We start from the raw sequence: 25,559 nt of genomic DNA on the forward strand, positions 1-25,559 counted from the left end.
CTTCCTTCCCATGATTCACATTATAAGTTACCCCTTAGTCACATTCTCCGTCGCTGCCTGCCCCTCCTCCATTTTGTTTGACACCTTTTGATAAAGATAGGAGATCCCGAGCAGGCAAATCCCAAAGCTGGCATAAGCGATAATTTTACTTCCGGTATTCAGTAGTCCCAGATCGTATAGCAGCAGCTTACCTGTCGCCAGAAGCGTTAATCCAAGGCCGAGGCGCCGGATATACACATATCTTTTGCGGAAGCCGTACATGATGAACAGAACTGCTATCAACAGATACAAAAGACTAAATATTAATCCCGCATCGCTTAATTGCAGCTGTACCCCTAGAAAAGCGGTGATGATTCCGAGTAGATACACTCCCATGAAGACAGGGTAGATTTCCATACTTTTATACTCACGTTTAAGCAAGGTGATCAGCAGATCACGTCCACTAAACCACACGAAAATATTGAAGATAATGAGTATACCCAGTGCGCTATAATCAGCCCCGGTATTACGTGAAAGATCATTCTGCAGGCTTGGCAAGCCTACTGTAATCACCAAACAAATAGCATAGCCGATCCCAAAGAGAAGTCTTACAAAATACTTAACAATCGTGTCATAAAGCACCTTCACCTTTGGCAAAACATAGGCCAGAACAATAGTTAACAGAGCGGACAACAGCAAATTATAGAAGGTTCTATGCGAGAAATCCTCCGGTACAGCCAGACGATACAGTCTTCTTGATTCATACAAACCATAGATCCAGAAATTCAATAATGCCGCGTATTTAAACCACAGGGCTAAGGTGATTTCGTAAGGCTCACTGCGCTGTAGGACATCCTTTCGATTATGCTGAACGGCGTACCATACGGCAATAATCAGCATGCCTGCAGTAATGAAGACATATTTTAGCGGAAAATAGGCGTCTGCGGAATTCAACCATTCATCGGCTATAGCTAGCTGCATGGGTACATTTAATCCGAAGAACACCGCAAGGCAAAGCGTTAAAATCCCCCAGCCTGCCCTTTCCATCCCTTTAAACCGATTCAGATTACCAAACAAGGTAAGCACAACGCCTTCAACCAACCAGCCAATGGACCACCAAGCCGCTCCGAATTGGAACGGAATCATCAGAATACCAAAGGTCAGCGAAGTAGCGTAGAACAGCAGCATGCTTTCTTTTTCTTGTGGCATCAGCTTTTCAAGCCCTCGTCCAAGCCCTAGATACAGCAGACAGAAGAGCAGCGCCAGCGCACCATTGTAATCCTTGAGCCCTGCATCCAGAAATAGAAGATACAAGGTAAGACAGCTAATAAACGTGTTGCATCCCAGTAGAGAGAAATCCCACCAAGACAACTTGGAGCGATACTTGAACGGGTACCATAACGTAATGCCCAAATACATCGCAAAAGTCAGCACCGCATAAATCATATTCATTCCGTTGCTATCCGATAACGCTATTAATATCAGCATGGAGGGTGTATTAAATAAGTAGCTGATGTAATTGACCACGTTCCAGCGTTTGCGGAAGGAGATTAGTAGAATGAATAAATTCAGAAGAAACAAGTAGCCCATTGCCACATAAACTGCGTTGCCTGAAAGTCCGAAAGCCCCAAGATAAGAATATAGTGGCAGGTACCCTCCGATTAAGCCCAACGCACAAATACTTCGTGATTCATACCTTAAAGACAGGAGCACGGCAGTCAAAGTGACGAGCACGGATAAGGACAGCCCTACATAAATACTGATAATATCCAGTAAAAAATAGCTATAGAAAATAGAGCCGTACAGCACTGAAATCCCGCCGCCAAGTAACCCTAAAGCGAACGTCCCTTTTCCTTTGCGGTATAGCCACTCCCCGCCCCCTAACATCAGTAAACCCAGTAGGAAAAAGGCGCCTCCCTTCATATAACCGGTGAACCAATTGGAATAGGAGTATCTGAATGCTGCTCCCACGGCCAAGATCAGCAACAAGATCCCAAGCTTGTTAATCCAGCCTAGTCCAATTTTCATTTCGATCTGATTTTGCTTTCTTCGACGCTCTAATACTTCTTCACTGATCTCTTCTGAGGCAAAATCATGTAATCCGTTATCCATTCTGGAGTTCAGAGCAATTTCGGACTCCCTCAGTCTTTGTCGCTGCACTAGTACACGCTCATTTAACTCCGCCGATAACGCCCCAAGTCGACTGGATAACTCCGCTTTATCCTCACCGAGCTGCCTCGCGGCTGTTTGGTACAACTGCTGAATATGACGCTTTGTGTCCATCTCAAAAGCCGTCAGCCGATCCGTATGGGCAAGGCTTTTAGAGGCAAAATAAGTCTGCAGCTTCTGTCTCGACAGACTAAGAATGCCAAGCTTCTCATCTAAAATTTGTTCCGTTAGCGTAACTTTTAGCTCCGTATTCTCTTCTTGGAGCTTCCCTACCTGAGTCTTTAACTCCACTAAAGCAAGCTTATGTTTCTCATATTGCTTCTTCAAGTGTTCATTCTCGTTGACCAGATCGTGACTTTCATATTCCGCAATCAGAGCTTCATATTCCTTAATAAGCCCGTCCTGCTGGACCTTCATGAATCTAAGTCGATCTTTGAATGACTCCATAGCGCCTCCTAATGTGAGCGATTGTTATTATTTCCATTTTACTACAAACGGCAGGGTCTCTTACTCCTTTTTATGCAAAAAACTGCAACATATTTGAGAGATGTCCCGTCTAGATAATAACAACACTAACAAATGAACTTAAAAAGGAGCTCACAACTATGAACAACATTTTAAAAACAAGTACAGTTCTTTTAACTTTGTCCCTAGCACTTTCAACAGGAGCAGCCTATGCCGCACCAACAACAACTTCTGCCAAAAATGATGCTGCTCAAACTACCGTTAGCGCTAACCAAAAAACATTTGCGATTGAAATCAACGGTTCCGCTCTGAAAGAAACAGGCTTCCAAACTACAAATGGCAAAGAGCCTATGGTGCCACTTCGTTCGGTTACTGAAGCACTTGGCTTTGAATTAACTTGGAATGGACAAACTAAATCCGTTGATCTTATCAATGGTGCTGTGTTCACTACAGTGAAAGCCGGAGAAGATCGCTATAGCATTAACAAAATGAATACTACGCTTGGAACTGCACCACAATTGGTTGACTCCATTTTGTACGTTCCAGCTTCCTTTGTAAGTGAAATCATCCACCACAACATGACCGTGAAGGGAGATTCCATCGTGATCACTGCTGCTAATCAGGAAGAGCATATGACCAAGACTGGCGTGATTACAGCTGTCAATAATGAGGGCAAATACCAATCCGTTCAGATTCAGGGTGTAGGCACAGATGGCATCGTACTGAATGTAGGTGAAGATACGACTATCGAAATGGCAGACGGTACTAAGCTTGCTCTAAAAGATCTTCATATCGGTATGACCGTAAAAGCAGAGCATTCCATGATCATGACCATGAGCCTGCCACCGCAAACTCCAACTTACAAGATCACTGTTCTAGATGAGCAGAAACAAAATGATCTTTTGGGTACTGCAGGTACCATTGAAGAAGTTCAAAAAGACGATGAAGGAAACATCAGCATCACCGTTAAAGGCAGTGGTCTGAACGAACAGTCACAACAAGAAGTAGTACTTCGCATTAGCAAAGATACCGTGCTAATTAATACCGATGGCAAAGCTGTAAACAGCAGCGAGCTTGTAAAAGGCGCAAAAGTTATAGGATTCTACAGCCCTATGCTGACTAAGAGCCTGCCACCAATCGGCACAGCTGCTAAAGTCGTGGTAGATTCCGTTCAACAATAAGAAGCATATAAAAAAGGCCAGTTCTCTAATTACGGGAACTGGCCTTTTGTTTGATTATTTTTAGCCTGAGAACTCTGCTAACAAATACAAGTCTTCTTCTTCACACCAAGCTTTCCAGCCTGTTCAACCTTAGCAATATAATCTACAGCCAGTGGTACTTTACATGCGGTTTGTCCCATTTGTACCTGGACCTTTCCAATGCTTGCAGCAATCTGCGTTGCCTCATCATGCAGTTCGGTTACGCTGCTGGCGGCGATAATTACAAACATATTCATCGTGTAACGAACTCGATTCCGTTCCTGATGAATGGTAGATTGTATTTGCTGTAGTAGCTTTCTGATCTCAGCGATGTCTAGCAGATCATCCGGTGTAACTGAAATGAAATTCCCATAAGTGCTCCAGCCACAGGTGGCTACCATTTCATCCGATGAAGAAATCCATTCTCTTGCAAGTTCTAGTGCGTAAGGGCTCTCTGCAGCGACAGACGCTACCGTATATTCCGCTATTCCAGAGCAGTAAGCTGCCACTACCCAGCTTTGAAGCTCTTCCTTAGTAAGCGTCTTGGGGTCAACTGTAAGCCCTGCCAAATACATCGCATCATAATTCCCCGTCTGATACAAAGCGCGAGCTAGACCTTGATCTTTCTTGATATCCTTTACCAGCTTCTTCATGTCCCCTATCCTTACTCCAAATAAAGGCTCCTTAGCACCATGTCGTATGAAGGTACGCTTCGTCTGCTCTGTACCCATTTCCTCGAGCTTACTCATCACTTCATTAATTGTCAGATTCATTAGAACACCTCTTTATCCCTTCATCGCTTCTCTTAAAATGGGCTCACGACCCAGCGTTACTCTATTCTTGCCCGAATTCTTGGAACGATATAACGCTTCATCCGCTTCCCTATACAAATCTTCAAAAGTCACCTCTCTGCGCTCTGTAAAAGAAATTCCGATGCTAGCGGTAAGCTGAATACTATCGTGTTCGCTCAAAATTATTTTGTAATCACTCATCGTAGTGCGAAAATCCTCTGCTTCCATCAAGGCTGCACGTTTATCCTCAGCAAAAAAGCATACAGCAAACTCCTCGCCCCCGACTCTTCCGGCAATGCCTTTGTTTTGGTACACCTGAAGTATTTTATTCGAGAAATCAACTAATGCCTGATCTCCTGCTAAATGACCATAGGTATCATTAATTAACTTAAAATCATCGATATCAAATAACAACAGCGCCAGTCCTAGTCCGTCCGGAATCGTTTGATTTTGCACCATTTGCATAAAGTGCCTGCGATTATAAAGTCCCGTCAAATCATCTACCGTTGCTTGATAGACCAATTCACGTTCATACCGCTTCTTTTCACTATGGTCACTAAAAACAATTAGCATCCCCTTGTTCTCTGTTGCCTGATGTTCAGTCGCTATCAATGAAACCCCATAACAAACCTCTCTTATTCCAGTACATACAATCTCGAACTGTCCTTCGGTCCTTTGACTATAATGAGTGCCAATGTCCTGGTGATGCCTCATAAAAAGATCAATATTTTTCCCCATCCAGGTCTCATTCGATATCCCGGTAATCTCAAACAAAATGGAGGTTGCAGCCTCATTTATACCAATGATACTATCATTCCGGTCTGTCAAAACTACGCCGTCTTTCATATGCTCCAGGATTTTAATTTTAGTTAAAGGATAGATCGTAGATTTAGAGTCAATGAATAAACACAAATAAGCCGCTATAATTGCGGGTAGATAAGTGAAGGCCGTAAAGCCTGTAAGCGTGATCTTCAACAAGGGAAGTAAAAAAACAGAAACGACCGGAACCAGTAACCCAGCAAATAGTAAGAACGCACGTCGCAAAAAGGCTGTCGGTCTATTCATTAAGGAAACAGCTAGCAAGCAGACCGCATATAGACCAAATAGCTGATCATAAGAAATAAAAGCCATGCTAAGAAGCGTAGGCTTTACAGTAATTCCACTAACACCCGCAACAGTGGCCATGCCCACTTCACTACGCATTAGATGATGATAGGTATCCGTAAAAATAAGCAGTACGTCCAAAGCAACTGGAATCGAGAAAATAGCAAGTTTTACAGGTAGGCGTTCCACGGAAGGAGACACATATTCTTTAACGACAGCATATGTAAATAACGCACTTAAAAAAAGCGGAGCCTGCTGCATATTCTTCCACCACAGCTTAGCCTGAAAAGAGGATGACATGATCTCTCCCGCCGTTGCAATAAATATGAGGCTGACCAGCAGCATTAAGATCCATAAATAGCGTCTTCCCGCCGACTTTCGATGTCGATAGGAGCTGATGCCCATGTAAAAGCTTAGAACACTGCCCATTAATAAGTAATACGGATATCCTTGAATCCACGGCATGCCATATTTCTCCTATTTTTCAAGTCGCTCCTATCATTATATCCTAATCAATCCTACAAATGAATCAACAAATACCAGCACATCTGTACATCTTACGATTTGAACTTTACTCGATGGGAGAACATATACTTTCTGGCCAAGTCCTTAAATGCATCTTTATCTTGTACCGACTGAAAGTACCGTTTAGGGATAATCAGCGCTCGATTAGAAGACACAAAAAACACGAACAGGTTCATCGTTTCACCTATTTTATGTATCTCTTCCCATTTCACTTGCCCGGAACCTGCCTCAGATACGTACTTTATACCCTCATCTGATACGGAATAGCTCTGAGGCTGCTGGGCTAAACTGTCTGTTGCGAAGGCTTTTTTAGATTTTTTGGTCAAACTTGATTTGGTCATATACCATAAAATAGCGGCAAGTATCACAGCAGTCACAGCAAGGATTGAAATATTTTTAATACTGTAATCCTTTGTAATTAACAGTAAAATCACAAAATAAGCAACCACACTGAAAGAGCTAAGTATAATACGGCTATTCAAGCTGAACCATAGGTTAAACTCCTGAACGTCCTCACTCTTAAGGACGGTATCTACTTTTATTTCATTTTCCATTACTAATCGCTCCCCTGCCACTATCGAAATTTGTCAATTCCATTTCATTCTAACATGTCTGAACACAAAAAAGGGACATCCCTGAAGCCATCGCTTCTAAATGGGTTGTCCCTTTTTAATCCGTAAGGATTCTTATTTCTTTTGTGCAAGACGTTGTTTGAACTTGTCAACACGGCCGCCTTGTTCTGTATCTCTTTGTTTACCAGTGTAAAATGGGTGGGATGCGGAACTTGCGTCCACGCGAATAACAGGATAAGTGTTACCATCTTCCCATTCCATTGTTTCATTGGATGATTTTGTAGATGCACTCAAGAATTTGAAGCCTACGCTTGCATCCATGAAAATAACCTTGTTGTACTTTGGATGTATGCCTTCTCTCATTCTGATCGTCCTCCTTCTGAACAAATTAGTGGAGCCTTTATGGTAAATTAACCAAATGATCTGTAGGTTTATCTATAAGTATAACCTAATAAACGTAGGAAAATTCGTAAATCTTACGATTTAGACCACCACTCCATCATACGTGAAATCGACATGTAAAGTCAACTACTATCCGATATTCCTTATATTCCCTTACGTTCAACTGACTTATACATCATACTCCAGTTGTTTTTTTGCCTGAACAATAAAATCTAACGGGTTCTCAATAGTGCTGGATTGATATTCTACAGCACCTATTTTGAGACCGAGGCTAACTTTATACTTTTTGACAAATTCAGTATCATTAAGCTCTTGAAGCTTCAATTTAATCCGCTCGATCACGATTTTTGCTCCATCGTTGTCGGTGAACAGCAGAAGGCCCCATGTTGCGTCATCTTTGTCCAGTAAATACAATGCATCATTGGTACGAATGCTGGCCTGACTAAGCTGAGATACGTCGTGAATGGCCTCAGCCAGCTTATCTTCGGGAATAATACGTCTAATCTCATTCCAGTATTTCACTTTCACTACAAGCAGTGTGAGTGGAATCTGATATCGAGTCGAAATGCCTGTAAATAAGGCAGCATCCTTCTGAAAAGAAATACTGTTACGCAGATCTGTGTTCTCGTCGATGATGGCCATATTAGCAGTCTTTTTCTCCAAACGCTGATTTTCAGCCTGCATCTCACGATTGCTTCGTGTAAATACCCACAGCACCACTGTTAACAATGGGGTCATAATTAGCCAGAAGTAAGTATTCAGTCCAATTGTCTCTCCCAAAGATATCGTCTGATACATCGTGTAGAAGCCATACGCAAATATAAACACCAGGTTCAAGACCAGCCCTGCAGTCACCGTTGTAAAATACGTAACAATCGCCAGAATAAAAGCCACATTTAAAATGATAATATTCTGGATATAATCGTCAGGTGCCCCTGAAATGAAGACAATACAAATAAAAAGAAGCACCAGGAACGATAAAAGAGCGATATCTGAAACTAAACCGCTGCGATTACGTCTCACGCTTATCACCACGTTTCTTCATGTGTTTACGAAGCAGCAGGATCAGCGATAGAATCACCAGTGTCAGCACCAGCACAATTACGATAATGAAACTCAGCACGTCCGTTCGTTCCGCTATTTTTTTAACCACGGAATCCTCTGCTGCTCCAGTAATGATCTTGAAACGGTGCGCATTGACATTACCGTCCTTATCAACGATTACCCCATCGCCAAACACCTTCCATTTGTCCCGCTCTGTTGCGATCAACTTCGACGCCAAATAGTACTCTTCAGAGTGGGCACCCGTAACAGCAAGCAACCCCCGTCCCGCCTCAAATGGCGATTCAATCAGCTGCAGTGTACCGATTTGAGCACCGTAATGATCTTCAATACTCATCTTCTCATTGGAGCGAATCGCTGTTCCGTTCCCGTTATATTGAAAATAGAGCTTATCATTATGATCACGGATGACCTTATTATTCTTATACGTGCCTATGGCGATGACATTATTATTCTTCAAATGATCAGCGCTAATGTTATCCGTGTAGAACTGAATGTTACCTATATTTCCGCTAGCGTATTTTCCCAATAGATTAAATACATTAGCTAAACTCAAATATGAATAATCATCCATTTCTTGTGGTAGAACGACTGCTACTTGATTGTAAAGCCCGTCTCGAATGAACGGATAAGGATAGTTATTAAACAAAAGATCCGTACGATCCTTAGTATTAAGACGCATTACAGAATCTTTGCTAATATACGCCCACGGCATTTGTTGCTTATCTAAAATACATTCGGCTCCCTTCAGCTCCAAATCAAAGGCTACATTTACCGTGAAATTACCCGAAATATTCAAGCTTTGGGGAACTGGAAGATCCAGCTTATCGCCATTCGCCAGCTCTTTGGTCAGCTTCTTGCTGCCAATGGGTGTGTTGTTGATGCTGACAGTCACTAATGAACGGTCGAAATCTAAATTCTGTGCATAACGGAAATCCAATCTGACTCTGCCTGAATCTGCAATCGAGCGGTTAGAGGGCAGTGCAACAAAGTATGTCTGCTCCTGATGACGTGCCCCAGTGAGTTTATCGCCCGTTTCTGTAAGCGAAATATTGGAGCTAATCGAAAGGGGTGGTGCAGATACTTCTGTAGCATCATCGACCACCTTTAAATCACTGCTGATTTGACCCAATAACTCTTCATTCGCAACAAAACGGCCTGCTTTAATCAGTAAGTTCTCATCCTTCGAGGTTACGACAAGTGTCGGCTGAGTATCCTTATTCACTAACTGCAGCAGTGCATGTGTACTTAAATCTTCAGAGGTGCTTAGCTGAGCCTTTAGCCCACTTGGTACTCGGTCATACATAGCTACCAGTACAACCGCAGCTTTATTCTTCACCGCATCTGACCGGTAGGGAAGCATTGGAATCGTTCTATTGTCCAATGTATTCCCCTTCACAAGCCCGGAGAGCGCATACGTAGCCGACTCCAATTCTGCCCCTGTGCTTTTATCCGGTACGGTCAGCACACTATAATTCTTCGTTAAAGTATCAACGCCAGAGAAGCGCTCGCTAAAGTCACTAACCCCTCCAGTCAAGGGCTTCGGCGTATACATCACGCTAATACTGGATGTATTAAACAGATGCAGCCAATTATCAAAATCATAATCGACAGAACAAGATTGTTCATCTGTATAGTTCGACTGCAAATAGCCCTGAATTCCAAGCGTATTGGTTCCTTTTTTTAGAAACCCTTTAGGTGCCTGAAGGACCAGCTGTTGTTCGCCATTATCTCTTAGAGAGGGTCTAAATGTATAGAATGGGCTGCCATTTAGCGTTAATGTAACGCTAGAAATCTGCTCCTTAGTAATTTGCGAAATTTGAAAGTGCAGGTTAATTCTGATCTCATCCACATTCCAATAATCCATGACCTCAAAATATTGCTGCTGAGCACTCGAACCCTTTAACGCTGTATCTGTTCCTGTGAAAGACGTTGTGTAGGTTAATCTAGTATCCTGAGGCGGAGCCTCGGCGGCTGCAACATTCAATTGAATTAGAAAAAGAGAGAGGCAGGTTAACAGTATAACCATTTGTTTTTTCATCATCATGTTCTGTTTCTCCTGTGATCACATATTTCTCATATTACTTCTTTGATCGTTATTAATAGCGTTCAGTCTTATACCACTTTGCTTCTCTTTTGAAGATGAGATCTTTGGCGTAAAGATATAATCCGTAAGCCGCGACAACCATCCACAGCTGACAATAAGAGACGTACATCAACATTACGATCCATAAATTGGACAAGCTCATCTCGCCCTTCTCTGTCGTCAACGTTATGAAAGTACCTACAACGAACAGTATGATGGCGAGTAGCCAGAGAAAATTGCTAAGCCCAGCAATAGTAGTATGTACATAGCCCAAAGCATGCAGGATGAGCAGCACATCGGAGGTAATTAACGAAATCAGCAATAAGAAGTAAATCGCTAAAAAATATAGAATATCGAATCGGACTTTTGCGGCGGATTTATCGAACAGCAGGGGGATATTTTTGACAATGACATAAATGTTGCCCTTAGCCCAGCGCGTTCGCTGCTTGAACCAGACTTTTAAGGTCTGTGGCTCTTGCTCCCATGTGACCGATTTCGGCTGGAACTTGATCCGATAACCCATCATATATATTCTGAAGCTGATTTCTGTATCTTCGGCTATCGCTTTAACATCCCAGCCACCGATACTTTCTACGATAGACCTGCGCATAATAAAATTAGTGCCGGGAATGGTGCATAACTTGAACAGCTTCCAGCGTCCCGCTTGAGCCATCCATTGAAAGGACAACGTCTCAATATTAATAAACCGGGTAAGTAGGCTTGCGTTACGGTTACGGGTTCTAAACTTACCGATTACTGCGCCTAGGCTAGAATCATTCATGATCTCAGCGACCAGATAACGTAAAGCCGGTTTTTCAGGAGTGTTGTCTGCATCATAAATCGCAATTAACTGCCCTTTGCAATGGGTGAAGCCTATATTCAGCGCATTCGATTTCCCTTTGCCACCAGTAATCGCATCCGTATTAATAACGATCAGCTGCCGCCCCGGATTTCGGTTTTGGATACCGGCCAGCAGTTCAGCACTGTTATCAGAGGAATTATCATTAATCACAATAATCTCATATCGATCTTCCGGATAATCAAGCGCTAGCAGAGACTCCACCGTCTTACAGATTACTACCCCCTCATTGTGAGCAGGAACCATAATTGAAACCAAAGGATATTCGCCCTCTATCTCTGGTATGTCCTCATTTTCTGATTTAATGTAATATAAATAGCCTGCGATAATGAGGGTCACATTCACCAGCAATAGAGACCAGATACAGATCACTGCAATTACCATCAGTATGTCTGAAATCGTCATAGGATCCTCCAAATCACGATTAGTTGTCTCATTTCAAATACTTTTTCCTATACAATCGGTATCCGATAATCATTAATCCGCCAAATAGCAACAGAGAAATCATTATCGCAACTATAAAGAACTGATTCTGTATATTAAAAAGCGTCGTAAAGCTCTTCTTCTGCTCTTCTGTATACCGATAATCGCTATTCACTGTTTCTGGCGTATAATTCAGACTCAAGGGTTGTCCATTAATAGAAATCACTCCTTCTGATGAAGTGATCGTATTGACGTCTGTAACAACCTCATGCCTTTCTTGTTTATAATCCGCAAAAGAAACCCAGTATTGTTCCAGCATCTTCAGCATTTCCTCAAGTTCTTCCTTACCCTTAGGCATATCCACAGTGATTACCGTGTCCATCGGCAATTCTGGCATCACATTATTGGATGTTTGCAGATCCTGCAAAAAATCAATCGGTACACTATATAAAGAGGATGGAAAGGACTTGGAGGTGTCGCTTTTCTCCATATAATCAACATTTTCATCCGGATACAATATCACAGAATCGAAAAACCCCATCCCCACCTCCGAGTATTCCTTGTCATACGCCCAGTGCATTTGTGCTCCGATTCCAAGCGGCCCAATCTTGTTGTGCACCAGCAGATTAATGAACGCGTTCATCTTCACCTGAAGTGAATGATCCATATTACTAGTACTCGTTGAATGCATCGCAATAGGGGCATTGACCAGAATGCTGCCATTATTCGATTGCACTCTTTTGATGGCTACCAAATAACGCTGCATTGCCGGATAATCGGTATTGCTGAACACTGGCCGCACACTTGCGAGAAAAGGAATTCCCACTTGATACAGCCGCTCCGCAGTCTCTGTCAGCAATCCCAGATCAGAGAAGGGATAGATCTCTTTGATCGCAAGATATACTTTAGGCGTTGCGTTGATATGAAGCCAATCCTTCAGAACATACCCCATCGCCAGTGCACTGACATTCTCTTGTTCAAAATACGGAACATAAGCAGCATCCTCTTTACTCACAGCATAAGGTGCTTGCAGGCTATCATCCTGGAAGATCAGCTTTCCAAGGGACTGGGTTCCCTGACTTCCGGCTATATAGAGCATATCCTGTGCCTGAAGTGAAATTCCCGAGAACTGTCCGATCTGGAGATCTGGATTCGCGTCATACATGACATCTGTGGTTAACTGTAGTTTCTTTTTCAGCGAGGCTGGAGGACTGTACCCGATGTGCAAATACTGTCCCTGATAATGCTCCCAATCCTCTACATAAAATTTATTAGTAATCAAAATATCCGCTGCATTACGGACCATGATCACTTTAGAGTAATGATTCAGCATACCTTGTTCATATTGATCCAGACTTCTAAGTGTGACCTTCATGGAATAGGCCGCCAGCATTCGCTGGAGTTCAGTCACGTTGCCTTCCTTCGTTGTCCCCTTAGCGAGGCTGTCGTAGAGTAGTAGGACCTGCTGTGGCGAATTAGCAGATTGGACAGGTGTGACGGGAATCAGAAGGGCTGATAGGGTCAACGTCAGTAGCAATATACCGTTTAAAACTCCCCTGATGCTCACACACTCACATCCTTTTGAGGCTTTGTATACGGGCTAGAAGGGGTACTCTTGCTAACCCGCTTAACCTGATTGCTGTTTTTAGAAACTCTACGCCCAATCACACTGGATAGGGTCAGAAAAGTGACTAAATCAAAGGATAATGTAAATAAGAACTCATGCTTGGAAATATCGGCATCGCCTGCCCCGATAATCGATACAAAAATACCTGAAAGCCCAATGCCAATTGAAGTAACAATCAATACCATTCGCTGCATACCTCTGAAATCACGGGACTTGATCGCTTTTACAAAGGAAGGCATATAGAGACCGATGACAAGCACCATCCAGAGGAAGATGAACCCGAATGTTCGCGGGGCCAGCGTTTGTTTCAGTTGGCTGTATCCGGTGAAAAAGTGACTTTGTGCTCGAAACTCCTTACCAACGGAATGCTCGAAATTCCCCATAGCCGCAGGCTTAATCGAGAATGCACTTTGAGCAGCTACATTAAGAATCGAATTGAGCTGGTCAGGGTTCGTTAAATAATATTTAAGGATGGATATAAATCCATAACGACTGTAGAAATTCTCCTCCAGAAGTGGTGAATTTACGTCTATGGTCACGTACTTCTCATAGTGAATGCTGTTCTTCAGAATAGCGTATTGCTCGTCCATCCCTAACGCTTTTAAAGCGGCTTCTGGATCAGGTGATTCCTTCAGCACACCTCGGGTCATGGCATGGAACTGGTTAATGTTTACGAACTCATTTGAGATATTCAAATACGTGAACACACCTGCGAGGAGCATCAAAGCAAGAGACGCCATTGTTAGAATCCGAAATATCTTGTCTCTACGAATCCAAAGCAGTGAACATGCCAGAACAGCAATGATCATACCCACTGGCGCATTCTGCTGCTTAGAAGTAGTCAGGATCAGCGTGCTAATTACGAATAAGGCCAGCATCGCGTAGTCATTGAATCTTTTTCGATATAACATCAGCCATGAAGCGAACATGAAGATCATCGTGATCATCACAACGCTTTCGCCGTAAAAGGAGTTAAAATAAGCCGTATAACCGGTATCTCCGAATATAAAAATAGCAATACCTGCAATGATGAATCCCTGTTTTCGGGACATCTTCCATGTAATAGCCTCTATTAATAAGTAAATTGCGATTACATATAAAATCGTATAAATCGCCGCTTGAAAGCGGATGTCGAATACCTCACTACTGAAGAACAACTTGTTAAGTCCTATAGCCAGCTTGATAAATAAGGACTGAGAGGAAAATAACATTGCACCATTCTCATTAAAATATTGAAAGATCCCATATTGCTTCACAAAATAACCAAAGTACTGACTATCATAATCCGGCAGATTGAAATAGAGTCCATTACTATAAATGCTACGGAAAAAGTCACCGTTATCCGCCACTCCGACATACGGAGCTGTGAACAGCGCGATGATGGTAATAAGCATCACTCCAAATGCAGCAAGAAATGCAGGAGAAACCGATAAATTAGCAAGCGCTATCCCCTGCTTTAGAGGTGTTTTCACCGTGTTGTCCATCATGCAGGTTCACCTTCAATACAATAAGTTTAAGTTAATAGACATAGGCCAGTAATGCCATCAGGTTGTCAAAAGAATAAGCTTGGCCGCTAGCCACATCACCGAATCCTCCGTACAGTGGGCTATCCACATCTGTTACTCTGAACTCGTTCATTCTTTCAATGCTTTTGTGGTGGAGAGATTCATCGCCGATTTCTGTGCCGATCATAGCCGTAATGGCATAAATGGCTGTAGAGCGGATATCGTTCAGCGGCTTACCTTCTCTCGAATATTGCCCATACAAAGTTCCAGCTCCGACCTGTTGCTTGATAAAATCAATGCTGGCGGCTTTCTGCTGACCCACCTCAGCTAAGGCTAGAATGGATAAAAGCGACTCTACTGTATTGATGTTTTCCGAACTATATTTTCCGGTCTCATAATTAAACCGTGTCTCATAAAAGGGGAATTCATCCGATAAATATCCGTTTTCCAATATTACGTTCAAATCATTCGTCAGTTTCTTACTAAATTGGCTAGGAATCGACATTTTTCGCAAAGTGCCCAAATTAATATAACACAAAGTGACGAATGTGTTTGTTGAAGAATATTCCATATCGTAGAAATCATAAAGTTTTCCGTCTTTTACATTATAATCATAAAATCTTTCGCCATATTTATCCGCTTCAGCTGTATAACGTTTATCGCCGAACTTCTCCCCTGCCTCATAAAGAGCTTGAATCATACGCAAATCATCAACGGCAGCATTCAAGGGGTATAGCTTCTGCTGTTTAGGACTGTAACGGTAGCTGAAACCACTGTTGATATCAAAGGTTTGCTTAGCTAGTTGCCATTGCTCTGCAAATCTCTCTTGTTGGCCGCTACGCACAGCTGCCAGCATCCGGAGAGATGCCGATTCACTCAGAACTTCGTGTCCACTCGCCGCTTCCGCCGACTGATCTGTTTCAATAAAATTAGTATATACACCGTACTCACCTGTGAGTTTCGAGGTAATAAACTGCTCTAAGTTAGTTACTTCCTGCGTCTGGATTACCTTAGTATCATTTTCCGAATCTACTGGAGCTGGAGAATTAGTATGAACACTATTGGACAGATTCGGTGCTGCCGTTTTTTCGCATGCCGTTAACCCTATAATGCCTGCAAATATCGCTAATGCAGCAATGATTATTTTCCTCAAGTGATCACCTCCTTTTAATATTCTCCTATTCTGCTTACTGCCTAGTATTATCTATAACGGTAATATACAACAAAATGTTAAATCAACTGTCAGCGTTATGTATCTATCCTTGGACAAAAAAGAGATATCCTTACGCCTTTGGCGAGCGGGATATCCCCTCTGTATCAGTTATTTATTCATTCATACGTTCCCAAAAACGATGGGCAGTAATTGCCGCGACAAGGCTGGCAGCGAACACCTCTCCACCATCTCCAATAATTACACCCGGACTGCTTCTATGCTCGGCCGTTTCAAGTAGTTTAGCATTTTCAGTAGTCACCGCGATGGGCTTAAAGTGAGAATAGGCTTGGTTCAGGAATTGCGCCGTATCCTTGTGGAATTTCTTACGTTCCGAATTTCCACCAGCTGCATAAATCGCATCAAAGAGGACCGAATCTGTCGTGGATAAGGTATGAATGACTTCAAGCTCTGTCCCCTTTGAGCCTTTAATAAATCCAAGCTTATCACTAATTATTTCCGGCTGGATCCCGGCTCTCATAAGCGTATCCAGGACAGGCATCACTAAGACTTCATCAAATCCGTCGCCTATAATCACACCTATTTTACGTGTGTTTGGGTGCTTCTTCGTATTTACCTGACTTAGTGCCGGGGAGGCTTGAGTCACCTCGGAACCGCCTGTTATCGGAGGCTTCGCCCCAATAGCCTTTGCTACAGGCACAGCAAGCTCTAACGTAACGTTCGCGAGCATATCTACAACCTGCTGCCGGACTGACTTACTCTTTACCTTCCCGAGCTCGAATGAATAAGCTTCAATAATATGCGTTTTTTCTGGAGTACTCATGCTGTTCCAGAACAGCTTGGCTTGTGAATAATGGTCTTCAAAGCTTTTGCTCCGGCTACGCACCTTACGACCCTCAACCTTCTCCTGATAATGTACATAACCACCTTCAGCCTCTGTTGCAGGTGCGGGCGTATTGTTAGCAAGCGAATTATTATGATAGCTCACTGAACCCTGATTAATCGTCTGCCGTCCATACCCGTCACGCTGATTATTGTGGAAAGGACATACCGGTCTATTGATCGGCAACTCATGGAAGTTAGGACCGCCAAGCCGAATTAGCTGAGTATCCGTATAAGAGAACAATCTGCCCTGAAGCAGTGGATCATTGGTGAAATCGATGCCTGGAACCACATGTCCAGGGTGGAAAGCTACCTGCTCCGTTTCGGCGAAGACATTATCCACGTTGCGGTTCAAGGTCATTTTCCCAACAATCTGTACAGGTACATCTTCCTCTGGCCATAGCTTTGTAGGATCCAGCACGTCAAAATCATACTTAAATTCATCTTCTTCACTTAGAAGCTGAATGCCCAACTCGTATTCCGGAAAGTTACCGGCTTCAATTGATTCCCATAAATCACGGCGATGAAAGTCAGGGTCCGCACCTGATATTTTCTGAGCTTCGTCCCACACCAAAGAGTGTACACCGAGCACCGGTTTCCAGTGGAATTTAACAAAATGGGCTTTTCCTTGCTCATTAATCAACCTGAAAGTATGCACCCCAAACCCTTCCATCATTCTGAAGCTACGTGGAATAGCACGGTCCGACATCAGCCACATTGCCATATGGGCCGATTCTTGGTTATTGGCTATGAAATCCCAAAAGGTATCGTGAGCCGATGCGGCCTGAGGCATTTCATTGTGCGGCTCAGGCTTAAGCGCATGTACTAAATCTGGGAACTTGATTGCATCCTGGATAAAAAAGACGGGCATATTATTTCCGACTAAATCGTAATTCCCTTCCTCTGTATAGAATTTGGTAGAGAATCCGCGGGCATCCCGCACCGTCTCGGCTGATCCCCGTGATCCGGCTACCGTCGAGAATCGGACAAACACCGGTGTCTTCACGGAGGGATCTTGAAGGAATTTCGCCTTTGTATATTCTTTCAGTGATTTATATACTTCAAACTCACCGTGAGCAGCAAATCCACGTGCATGCACGATTCGCTCAGGGATTCGCTCATGATCGAAATGCGTCATTTTTTCCCGGAAATGAAAGTCCTCCAGTAAGGTTGGGCCCCGGTCACCCGCTTTTAAGGAGAACTCGTCCTCTGATACTTTTAAACCCTGGTTCGTTGTTAAGGTGTGACCTTCATCCTTACTGCGAAACTGTTCCAGTTGCTCATTCTTGCTGTTTCCGTTCACTTTTTGATGTTCACTCATTAACAATGGCTCCTTCCAAAGGTAAAGTAAATATTATCATGTATCTCTTACCCTTTAGGAAAGTTTTGCAAACAAAAAAAGGCGGAATTCCGCGAAGCCATAGCTCCCGAAAATCCGCCTATTCCATCTAATTCTGACCTAATCCTTAATCCTACGATACGTCGCTTCATCGGAAACAACATACAATCTAGCATCCTTAGGAATAGCCTGATCCAGCTTTCGATTGATACTTAGATCGCTACGATCCGCCAATAAGGTTGCACCTTGCAGAAGCAGGCTCTGAAACGCATCCCCATAAGTCTTCCACGTAGCACTCACTGGAATCTCATAAATATCATCACCATATTTACGGCTCAACAGCTGCGTTATCACCTCAGAGTTGCCCTCTTGCAGTGCAGAACGAACAGCCAGTCTGGAGATGGCATCATGCGAAAGAACGAACTCATTTACTTGGACATGCCTGAAATTCTGTATATTCTTCTCTTGCATTATTTCTACAGTCGTATGTACTTGTGGCGCAATGCGCTCAATGCTAGAGGCAATTAATAAAGATTTGCCGTCGATCAGCGATGCTTCATCAATCCTTGTGTCCCCGAACACAATGGCTGCTCTTGCTTCATGGATGTTAGCCTTAAGAAGAATCTCATCACTGGAGGCATCGCCACTTATAAAGTGAACTTGATCCATATGCTCCAGAGGATGACTTCCTGTCTCATCAATGATGACAATGTGGCATTTCGGCGAATAGCATAGAATCTCCTCTACGGCAGCTTGTGCTTTCTTACTCCAATTAATCAGAATCACATGACCCTTTCCCCGAAAGCTCAACGTTCCCGCTCCTCTCCTTCTCTGCACCTCCGCAATGGAGTCAATGACCTTACCAATAACCAAGCTGAGGAGGCCGATACCAAAGATATATAGAAACATGGTAAACAGCTTTCCAAATACGGTCTCTGCAAAATAATCCCCATACCCCACTGTCGCCATCGTTGTCATAACCCAATAGAATGCATTAAACCAACTGTGAAACGTACCCGGCTCAATCAGGTAAGCTATCGACGCACTAAGAACTATAAAGATCAGAATAATTAACCCTATAGTCCGTTTACGCAACCGCATCATCTTGGTGGAAATTCTCAGAAACAGATGCATCTGCCCACCCCTTCTTCACATCAAGCTAACACGCCTTCGATGTCCTTTAAGGACAGTAAGCGTTTATGCGAGAAATATAGGCTGCCACTCGACGGATGGATCGGGGCAACCTTTGTCTTTATCCTATTTCAAGTTGAAACTAAACAATCAAACTGCTAATCGCAAATGCTGTCCCAATAAACACCAAGCAAAGCATAGTGCCTACAGCCACATTTCCCTTCTCCAGATGCTCTGAAATCTTAAAGGTTGGGGTTGCCAATTCAAAGATCCAATAAGCCGCAATTAAGCACACATAACCTACCGCAAACCAAATGATCATGTGCAGAATGGAGGTATTCGTATATGCCGCTACGCCAATAATAATAGCCGTTGCCAGAAACTTGCCGCCTAAAGCCAAGGCTACAGCCACATTGCCTTTCTTCAGCTCCTCCATATCTTTAAACGGAGTCATCAAACCAAAGATCACCATGCCTAACAATTGCAAAAGAATAATCACAAACACACTCACTACCAAATTAACCACCATCGTCACTTCGCCCACCCCCGAAATTTCGCATAAGCCGAATCATAGTCGGCAAAATCATGTACTTCCTCAAGGACTACGGAAGCGGTTTTCTTTTTCTCTAATGCGGTATAGCGTTCATCATCAATCGGCTGCTTAATCCGATTACCTGAAGGGAGCTCAAGCACCGCAAAGTTTCTTGTCTTATCCTTATACTTAGTCTTGTATACTCCTACAATATCAACATCAGTGGTTACCGATACTTTAAGATTAGTAAGATCATCTGCTGCCGTTTTTTCATCTGCATAAGACTTAATCGTGCTCCATGAAGACAGGCGAACTTCATTCTTCTGATCAGCATCCGTGATTAACTCGGCGTCCATGAACTGAAGTGTCCAAATTTTATCGCCAGTAGCATAATTCCCATCATTCGGGAGCAGTTCATTATCCGGCAAAACCGTCATGTCACTCCCAATTAAATCCCCTACGGTACTCTCTACCACCCGGTAGTCCCACGGTACCCGTGCTACACTATCTGAAGTTTGAGCTGTTCCTGAATCAAATACACTGCCCTGATTACTGGAACATGCGCTTAGTAACAGTACCGTCAAAAGCATCATACATAAGACTCCGATTCGGGCTTTCTTGCTCTTATCCAATTATCTCACTCCCAACGCAATAAAATGACTGGCATTGCCTGTAATCAATCCGCCCGCTCGGCCGAGCATACCACAAGGCTTCCCGTTAATCACGAACATGCCTGTCAGCAGATGAAATTCACCCTCTGATGTCGTTATCCGTGCTAAATCGGCTCTTTTTTGATACACAGTGGGGAAGAGCTGACTACTGTCATAACCGTCTTCATCTTCAAGCTCTAGCGCACCACTATCATCAAACATGCGCACCGAACCCCCTTCACGACCAAAAACAGATTTGGACACAAAGTTCCCTGAGAATACAGGCTTATTATAAGTAGGTAAAATATAGCGCGAGATCGTCTCTCGCTCTTCCTTGTCGAATAACAGGCCCAGCTCATACATTCCCCAAACCGCTGCAACCAGCCCCTTGGATTGGAGCAATATACTGTGAGGACCATTAAAGAGCTGAAGATTTCCTTGCTCTACCGCATAGGCGAGGGCATCCCCGCCTTCATCAATAGCCATCCACTCTTTAGGATATAGAGCGAACATCCGCTCAATCATACGGTCCTCCCCATCCTTGAGAATTCCGTTGTCGACCCACAGATCAAGACAATCCACACACTGGATATCGAGACCACTGTGCTTCACTAATGCTTCTATCGTACCTGAATCTTCAAGATGAGATCCATAAGCCACACAAGCTGCGGTATCCGGACGTTCTACCTGCCAAGCTGCCGCAACTTGTGCCTTCATCCCTTGATTTGGACTCTGTATTCCAGCTTGCTCACAGATCCATGGTGTAGCTATCGAGGCTTCCACATAACCTGTTGGGGTATCCGCATTCAGTTCGAGCAGCTTAATCGTCCCATCATGGGCAATGGCAAAGTCAAATCTGGCATACCGACTAATGAATCCTTCTTCTGGCATAGGACACCCGTCAAGCATCTCCCAAAGTACAGGGGGAATCCCAAGCAGTTCATACAAATCGCGCTTTAAATGAACATAGCGAACCGCTTTATCGAGGATGGCCCAGAGTTTTGATGAGGCTTCTTCAAGCTCCTTATAAGTGTCCCTGTGCATTAGAGCAATTGCATCCAACCAGTACTCTTCATCCTCAAGATCCGCCCAAGTGAACCCGAGTTCATATAACGCTTTGACCCGTGGACCTCTTTCAAGCTCAGACTGATCTAGAATTTCAAATACACTCTGCTGCTCATTCATCCGCCAAAACCACTCTTACTTGAGCCTGATCTCGAAGAGGACTTCGAGCCTGAGCTAGATTTAGAGTTCTTCGATGAGTTTAATCCGCTGGAAGTGCCACCGATTCCATTTTTTGAAGAAGAACCTCTTCTCGTAATGGAGCCTGTGGACGAAGTCGATGTTTTGGGCTTTACAACAGAACCGGGAACCTTCTTATTCTGGAACTTCTCACTGCTATAGGTAGGCGGCTTATAAGTTGTTCTCGTGCCTCCATAATAAGTTGGGCGGTCCTTAGACCATCCTCTGGAAGAGTAATTGCCACCACTGTTAAACAGCATGTGATACAGCAGCAAGTCATCCCATCCAAAACCCGAATGATATCCACCATAGTTATTCACTACCGTCGTTCCATTATTGGTTACAACACCTTGGCCTTCCTGTTCTACCTCTTGTTCACCTTCCGGATATGGAATATTCCAATCCACATTTTTGTCAAAATAGGCTTTAACCTCTTCGGTAGACCAGGACACTAGCTGTGGTTCATCTCCAGAAGTATTTGCGCTAGCCCCTGCGCCGCCAGGAATAAACATAGCATTCGCTAACAAAGCTATGCCTAGCGAAGTAGATAATACTCGAATGGGCTTACCATCAGAGGTGAATAATTTGGATACCGCTAATTCCTTATCCTTTTCATCTTTAGACATCGTAAGGTTCTCCTTCCCTTATCTCAATCATTCGTTGTGCATCGGAACAAGTAAAAGCTCCAGCTTACCTTCATCTACATTCAGCCGTCCTTCAACCGTTTCATATTCAACACTGCCAACCACAATATAATTGACATGCTCTAGCGCTGCGATCATATTCATGCTCCACTTGCGTTCCTCGATGACTCGCAGCCCGCCTTCCGGCATTTTTTCAAATAAGATTACATTCATCCCATTGTCCATTATTACCATTCCTTCCTTAGTTCTGCTATAGCATCTGATACGTCTTTATTACCTTTTCGTTTCAGTTCTAGGTATGTGTAGACTGCCCAACCTTACTCTTGGCATTAGAACGTCTATACAAGAGCAGAATTCCTAACGAGCACAAGCTAACGAGGAGCAATACACCGTATACATTCTGATATGCTTTTGCAGGGGAGATATCACGCTGAGCATGTAGTAAAAGCCCGCAGACTGCAACAGATACAGAACCTCCGAAGAATTGAACCAGTTGTAAAAGCCCCATGCCAGAACCAATCCAAGTCCTTGGAAGAACTATAGAAGCTTCATTGTTTAAGGATGCCATCGTAGCTGAGAAGGCGGGAGAGAAACATAGATAACCCAGCAGTAGCACGACAGGTGATACCGAAAGATTCAGAGCAAATACAGCCATAACGGCTGCAAGTATACAATGTCCAATCAATAAGAAGCGTATATTACCGTACCGATCAATAAAACGTCCCACGAAACGGGTCAGAAATGCAGATAATAGCGCTCCCGGTGCGATATACAAGCCAATCATCAGCGCTGATTTATCGAACAGATTAGCAAGTGCAAGCGGCATCAGGAACAAGTTCCCTAAGTTCAACACCAGAATACAAAAGCCTACGGCAACCAAATTCAGGTAACCCGGCATGGTAAGCAGCTGCGGATTAATGAATGATTCCTTGGCCTTCTTCAGATGTAAGGCATGCACGATAATTGATACTACACCCACCGCTAGCCATACAAGCGACTGGGTAGTTACAGCTACCAGTAAACTTGCCGCATTTACAACGGTCAGCGCCGCCCCCAGGATGTCAAAGCTTGCAGGCTGTGGCTGTTCCTTAGGCAATAACCGCAGCAGTACCGGCAGCACAATAAGCACAAGGCAAGTAATGCCGAACAATCCATTCCAGCCAAAGTACTGGCTGATGACGCCTCCGACAATAGGACCCAAACCAAAGGCCATTGCACTTCCCGCCGAGATCATCGCAATAGCAGCACCGCGTCTTTCAATCGGAACATACCGACTGGCGAGTACAAGCCCCAATCCAGCCATAGATCCAGCACCCGCAGATTGCACGATTCTCGTGATCAATAGCATATTAAAGTCATGTGCGAACAATCCAAACACTGATGCTGTCCCAAGTGTAATTAAGCCAATAGTCAAGAGCTTGCGAATCGGCACCAAGTCGGATAACCGGCTATAAATAACCGTTGATAGTGCATAGCCAATCGAATAGCTGGAAATGACCCATGAGCCTAGGTCAGCAGAAATTTGGAGATCCTGAATAATGGTTGGAAGCGATACATTAAACATCGTTGTGTTCATCACTACAACAAAGAGGCAGATCGTCCATAATGGCATAACTATTTTATCATTCATTCCTAGTCCATCCCTGTCCTAATTTATCTATACATGCTCAACTAATTTTATGCCTATAAAAAGAGGTTGGCAATTAGAATAGGGGATTACTTGCGGCACACTCATTCCACATACCGATTCGATTATGATCTCCATTCTCCGCAATATATACTTGTAGTGTTTCAATCAGACCCGTCTTGTGCTAATGATAAGATCTTAGAGGTATATTATATCGCGCATGAACTAGGAAAAGAGTGTTCACAAGAGTTCGCATAGAGAATTTCTAAATAGGAGGTAGTAGCCATGAGGGGTTTGACAAAAGAAGTTGCGATGGAAATTGTTCGACGTACGATGCATGTGATTGGGTACAACGTCAATGTTATGGACAAGCGAGGACGAATTATTGGGTCTGGAGATGGTAAGCGGTTAGGGCAATCACATGAAGGTGCATTACTCGCGATAGAGCGTCGCGGAAGATTCGAGATTGATCAGGAGAGCGCCGCTAGATTGCAGGGGGTATTGCCCGGCACGAACCTTGTTATTGAGTTTGAGAATGAGATTGTTGGTGTTATTGGGATTACTGGTGATCCCAAGGAAGTGACGAAGTATGGTGAATTGGTGAAGATGACGGCGGAAATGTATCTTGAGCATATGAAGCTGTTAGAGCAGGCTCAATGGGACAAACGAATGAAGGAGAATTTCCTGCTCGCGGTGATGAATGGCGATGAGGGGAACGTACAAACATTGCGACATCAAGCACAGCAGATTCATTTTCAGGTGGATAAGCCTCATATCGCATGTATCATTGAATTAATTAATCGTAATGAAGAGGATCTAATGGCAACAATGAAGCGGGTAGCTGATGTATTAGAAGGACGCCCGGCTGTTCAATTGATTACCATTCGTAACGCCAGACAAGTTGTTCTGGTCAAGGAGCATCTCCATGAGCGGAAGCCGCATACGGATATATGTGAAGGAATTCACCAGATAAGACGTTGGTTAGATGTAAAGGAGATTTCTCCACTACGTATCGCTGTAGGCAAACCATTTACAGGGATTCAGGGGATGATGAAGTCCATTCAATCCGCAGAAGATACGATGCGTGCAGGCTATGCAATATATCCGGATGAGCCGGTTTATTATGCAACGGATCTGCAACTGGAGACGATGGCCGTTCCGAGTGTGCATCATTGGATGTCGGAGGAGTTGAAGCAGCTATGGGCGCATTTTATGGAGGAGGATCGTAGTGGCGAGCTTCAACAGACATTAGTTCTATTTTACATTGAAAATGGGGAGCAGCAGCATATAGCAGAACGACTGCGGATTCATCGGAATACGTTACGTTACCGACTCCAGCGTATCACCGATCTCACGGGGAAAGATCCAAGAAATTATCAGGAGCTGTTCCTGCTCATGAGTGCGCGTTGGTTATATTTGTTGGAGCATTCTGGTATGTCCTGTGACGAATAGGAGTTTATATGTTCATTTGCACAAAAAAAGACATCAATCGTTGCGAAATGTTTATTTCTCCGCCTAATGAAACGCTTACAAAATTTCGCTAAAGTATAGGTATGAGCTCAAACCACATATC

At 43.6% G+C, this 25,559-nt stretch carries 21 protein-coding genes; 2 read left to right on the top strand and 19 right to left on the bottom strand.

Annotated features, from left to right (window positions below; all coding sequences use genetic code 11):
* Nucleotides 1–27: 27 nt before the first annotated feature.
* Entirely contained in the window at nucleotides 28–2,595 is a 2,568-nt protein-coding gene (locus tag ACWNM1_RS01020; RefSeq protein WP_449599226.1) for a DUF2339 domain-containing protein, read from the bottom strand.
* 158 nt (nucleotides 2,596–2,753) lie between these two features.
* Between ACWNM1_RS01020 and ACWNM1_RS01025 the strand changes: the two genes are divergently transcribed.
* Complete coding sequence (locus tag ACWNM1_RS01025) at nucleotides 2,754–3,794, top strand: copper amine oxidase N-terminal domain-containing protein (protein WP_449599227.1); 1,041 nt, start codon at nucleotides 2,754–2,756, stop codon at nucleotides 3,792–3,794.
* A gap of 77 nt (nucleotides 3,795–3,871) precedes the next feature.
* On the opposite strand, the gene ACWNM1_RS01030 is transcribed toward ACWNM1_RS01025, so the two are convergent.
* The 18 genes from ACWNM1_RS01030 to ACWNM1_RS01115 form a co-directional block, all read right to left on the bottom strand.
* Nucleotides 3,872–4,579: a DNA alkylation repair protein gene (locus tag ACWNM1_RS01030; protein ID WP_449599401.1), complete on the bottom strand. Its 708-nt coding sequence runs from the start codon at nucleotides 4,577–4,579 to the stop codon at nucleotides 3,872–3,874.
* Between the two features lie 18 nt (nucleotides 4,580–4,597).
* Nucleotides 4,598–6,172: a diguanylate cyclase gene (locus ACWNM1_RS01035; protein WP_449599228.1), complete on the bottom strand. Its 1,575-nt coding sequence runs from the start codon at nucleotides 6,170–6,172 to the stop codon at nucleotides 4,598–4,600.
* Nucleotides 6,173–6,264: 92 nt separating this feature from the next.
* Complete coding sequence (locus ACWNM1_RS01040; protein WP_449599230.1) at nucleotides 6,265–6,786, bottom strand: YcxB family protein; 522 nt, start codon at nucleotides 6,784–6,786, stop codon at nucleotides 6,265–6,267.
* A gap of 132 nt (nucleotides 6,787–6,918) precedes the next feature.
* Nucleotides 6,919–7,167, bottom strand: coding sequence for a type B 50S ribosomal protein L31 (locus ACWNM1_RS01045; protein ID WP_042131530.1), 249 nt, complete (start codon nucleotides 7,165–7,167; stop codon nucleotides 6,919–6,921).
* Nucleotides 7,168–7,374: 207 nt separating this feature from the next.
* Nucleotides 7,375–8,229 carry a diguanylate cyclase domain-containing protein gene (locus ACWNM1_RS01050; RefSeq protein WP_449599231.1) on the bottom strand — a complete coding sequence of 285 codons (855 nt, stop codon included), beginning with the start codon at nucleotides 8,227–8,229 and terminating at the stop codon, nucleotides 7,375–7,377.
* On the bottom strand, nucleotides 8,219–10,315 hold the full coding sequence (locus ACWNM1_RS01055) for a cellulose biosynthesis cyclic di-GMP-binding regulatory protein BcsB (protein WP_449599233.1): 2,097 nt from the start codon (nucleotides 10,313–10,315) through the stop codon (nucleotides 8,219–8,221). Before ACWNM1_RS01055 ends, ACWNM1_RS01050 begins: the two co-directional genes overlap by 11 nt.
* A 52-nt stretch (nucleotides 10,316–10,367) precedes the next feature.
* On the bottom strand, nucleotides 10,368–11,618 hold the full coding sequence (locus tag ACWNM1_RS01060; protein ID WP_449599234.1) for a glycosyltransferase family 2 protein: 1,251 nt from the start codon (nucleotides 11,616–11,618) through the stop codon (nucleotides 10,368–10,370).
* A gap of 28 nt (nucleotides 11,619–11,646) precedes the next feature.
* Entirely contained in the window at nucleotides 11,647–13,203 is a 1,557-nt protein-coding gene (locus ACWNM1_RS01065) for a hypothetical protein (protein WP_449599235.1), read from the bottom strand.
* Complete coding sequence (wsfD, locus tag ACWNM1_RS01070; protein ID WP_449599236.1) at nucleotides 13,200–14,750, bottom strand: glycan biosynthesis hexose transferase WsfD; 1,551 nt, start codon at nucleotides 14,748–14,750, stop codon at nucleotides 13,200–13,202. Before wsfD ends, ACWNM1_RS01065 begins: the two co-directional genes overlap by 4 nt.
* 31 nt (nucleotides 14,751–14,781) lie before the next feature.
* Entirely contained in the window at nucleotides 14,782–15,921 is a 1,140-nt protein-coding gene (locus tag ACWNM1_RS01075; RefSeq protein WP_449599237.1) for a glycosyl hydrolase family 8, read from the bottom strand.
* A 172-nt stretch (nucleotides 15,922–16,093) separates the two neighbouring features.
* Nucleotides 16,094–18,142, bottom strand: coding sequence for a catalase (locus ACWNM1_RS01080; protein ID WP_449599239.1), 2,049 nt, complete (start codon nucleotides 18,140–18,142; stop codon nucleotides 16,094–16,096).
* 138 nt (nucleotides 18,143–18,280) lie between these two features.
* Nucleotides 18,281–19,294, bottom strand: a complete 1,014-nt coding sequence (locus tag ACWNM1_RS01085; RefSeq protein WP_449599240.1) for a potassium channel family protein — start codon at nucleotides 19,292–19,294, stop codon at nucleotides 18,281–18,283.
* Between the two features lie 139 nt (nucleotides 19,295–19,433).
* The gene (locus ACWNM1_RS01090; RefSeq protein ID WP_149645447.1) at nucleotides 19,434–19,826 is read right to left on the bottom strand and encodes a DUF350 domain-containing protein; all 393 of its coding nucleotides are present in this window, start codon (nucleotides 19,824–19,826) and stop codon (nucleotides 19,434–19,436) included.
* Nucleotides 19,823–20,416: a signal peptide protein gene (locus ACWNM1_RS01095; RefSeq protein ID WP_449599403.1), complete on the bottom strand. Its 594-nt coding sequence runs from the start codon at nucleotides 20,414–20,416 to the stop codon at nucleotides 19,823–19,825. Before ACWNM1_RS01095 ends, ACWNM1_RS01090 begins: the two co-directional genes overlap by 4 nt.
* Before the next feature lie 39 nt (nucleotides 20,417–20,455).
* Nucleotides 20,456–21,658: a glutathionylspermidine synthase family protein gene (locus ACWNM1_RS01100; RefSeq protein WP_449599241.1), complete on the bottom strand. Its 1,203-nt coding sequence runs from the start codon at nucleotides 21,656–21,658 to the stop codon at nucleotides 20,456–20,458.
* Complete coding sequence (locus tag ACWNM1_RS01105; protein WP_042131541.1) at nucleotides 21,655–22,341, bottom strand: hypothetical protein; 687 nt, start codon at nucleotides 22,339–22,341, stop codon at nucleotides 21,655–21,657. The genes ACWNM1_RS01100 and ACWNM1_RS01105 overlap by 4 nt, the downstream gene beginning before the upstream one ends.
* Before the next feature lie 27 nt (nucleotides 22,342–22,368).
* A complete protein-coding gene (locus tag ACWNM1_RS01110) occupies nucleotides 22,369–22,584 on the bottom strand; it encodes a hypothetical protein (protein ID WP_339799357.1) in 216 nt (71 codons plus the stop codon).
* 67 nt (nucleotides 22,585–22,651) lie between these two features.
* Nucleotides 22,652–23,989 (bottom strand): MFS transporter, encoded by a 1,338-nt coding sequence (locus ACWNM1_RS01115; protein WP_449599243.1) that lies wholly within the window; start codon nucleotides 23,987–23,989, stop codon nucleotides 22,652–22,654.
* Nucleotides 23,990–24,271: 282 nt separating this feature from the next.
* Between ACWNM1_RS01115 and ACWNM1_RS01120 the strand changes: the two genes are divergently transcribed.
* Nucleotides 24,272–25,438 carry a sugar diacid recognition domain-containing protein gene (locus ACWNM1_RS01120; RefSeq protein WP_449599244.1) on the top strand — a complete coding sequence of 389 codons (1,167 nt, stop codon included), beginning with the start codon at nucleotides 24,272–24,274 and terminating at the stop codon, nucleotides 25,436–25,438.
* Nucleotides 25,439–25,559: the final 121 nt, after the last annotated feature.

Source organism: Paenibacillus sp. Marseille-Q9583 (assembly GCF_976954365.1).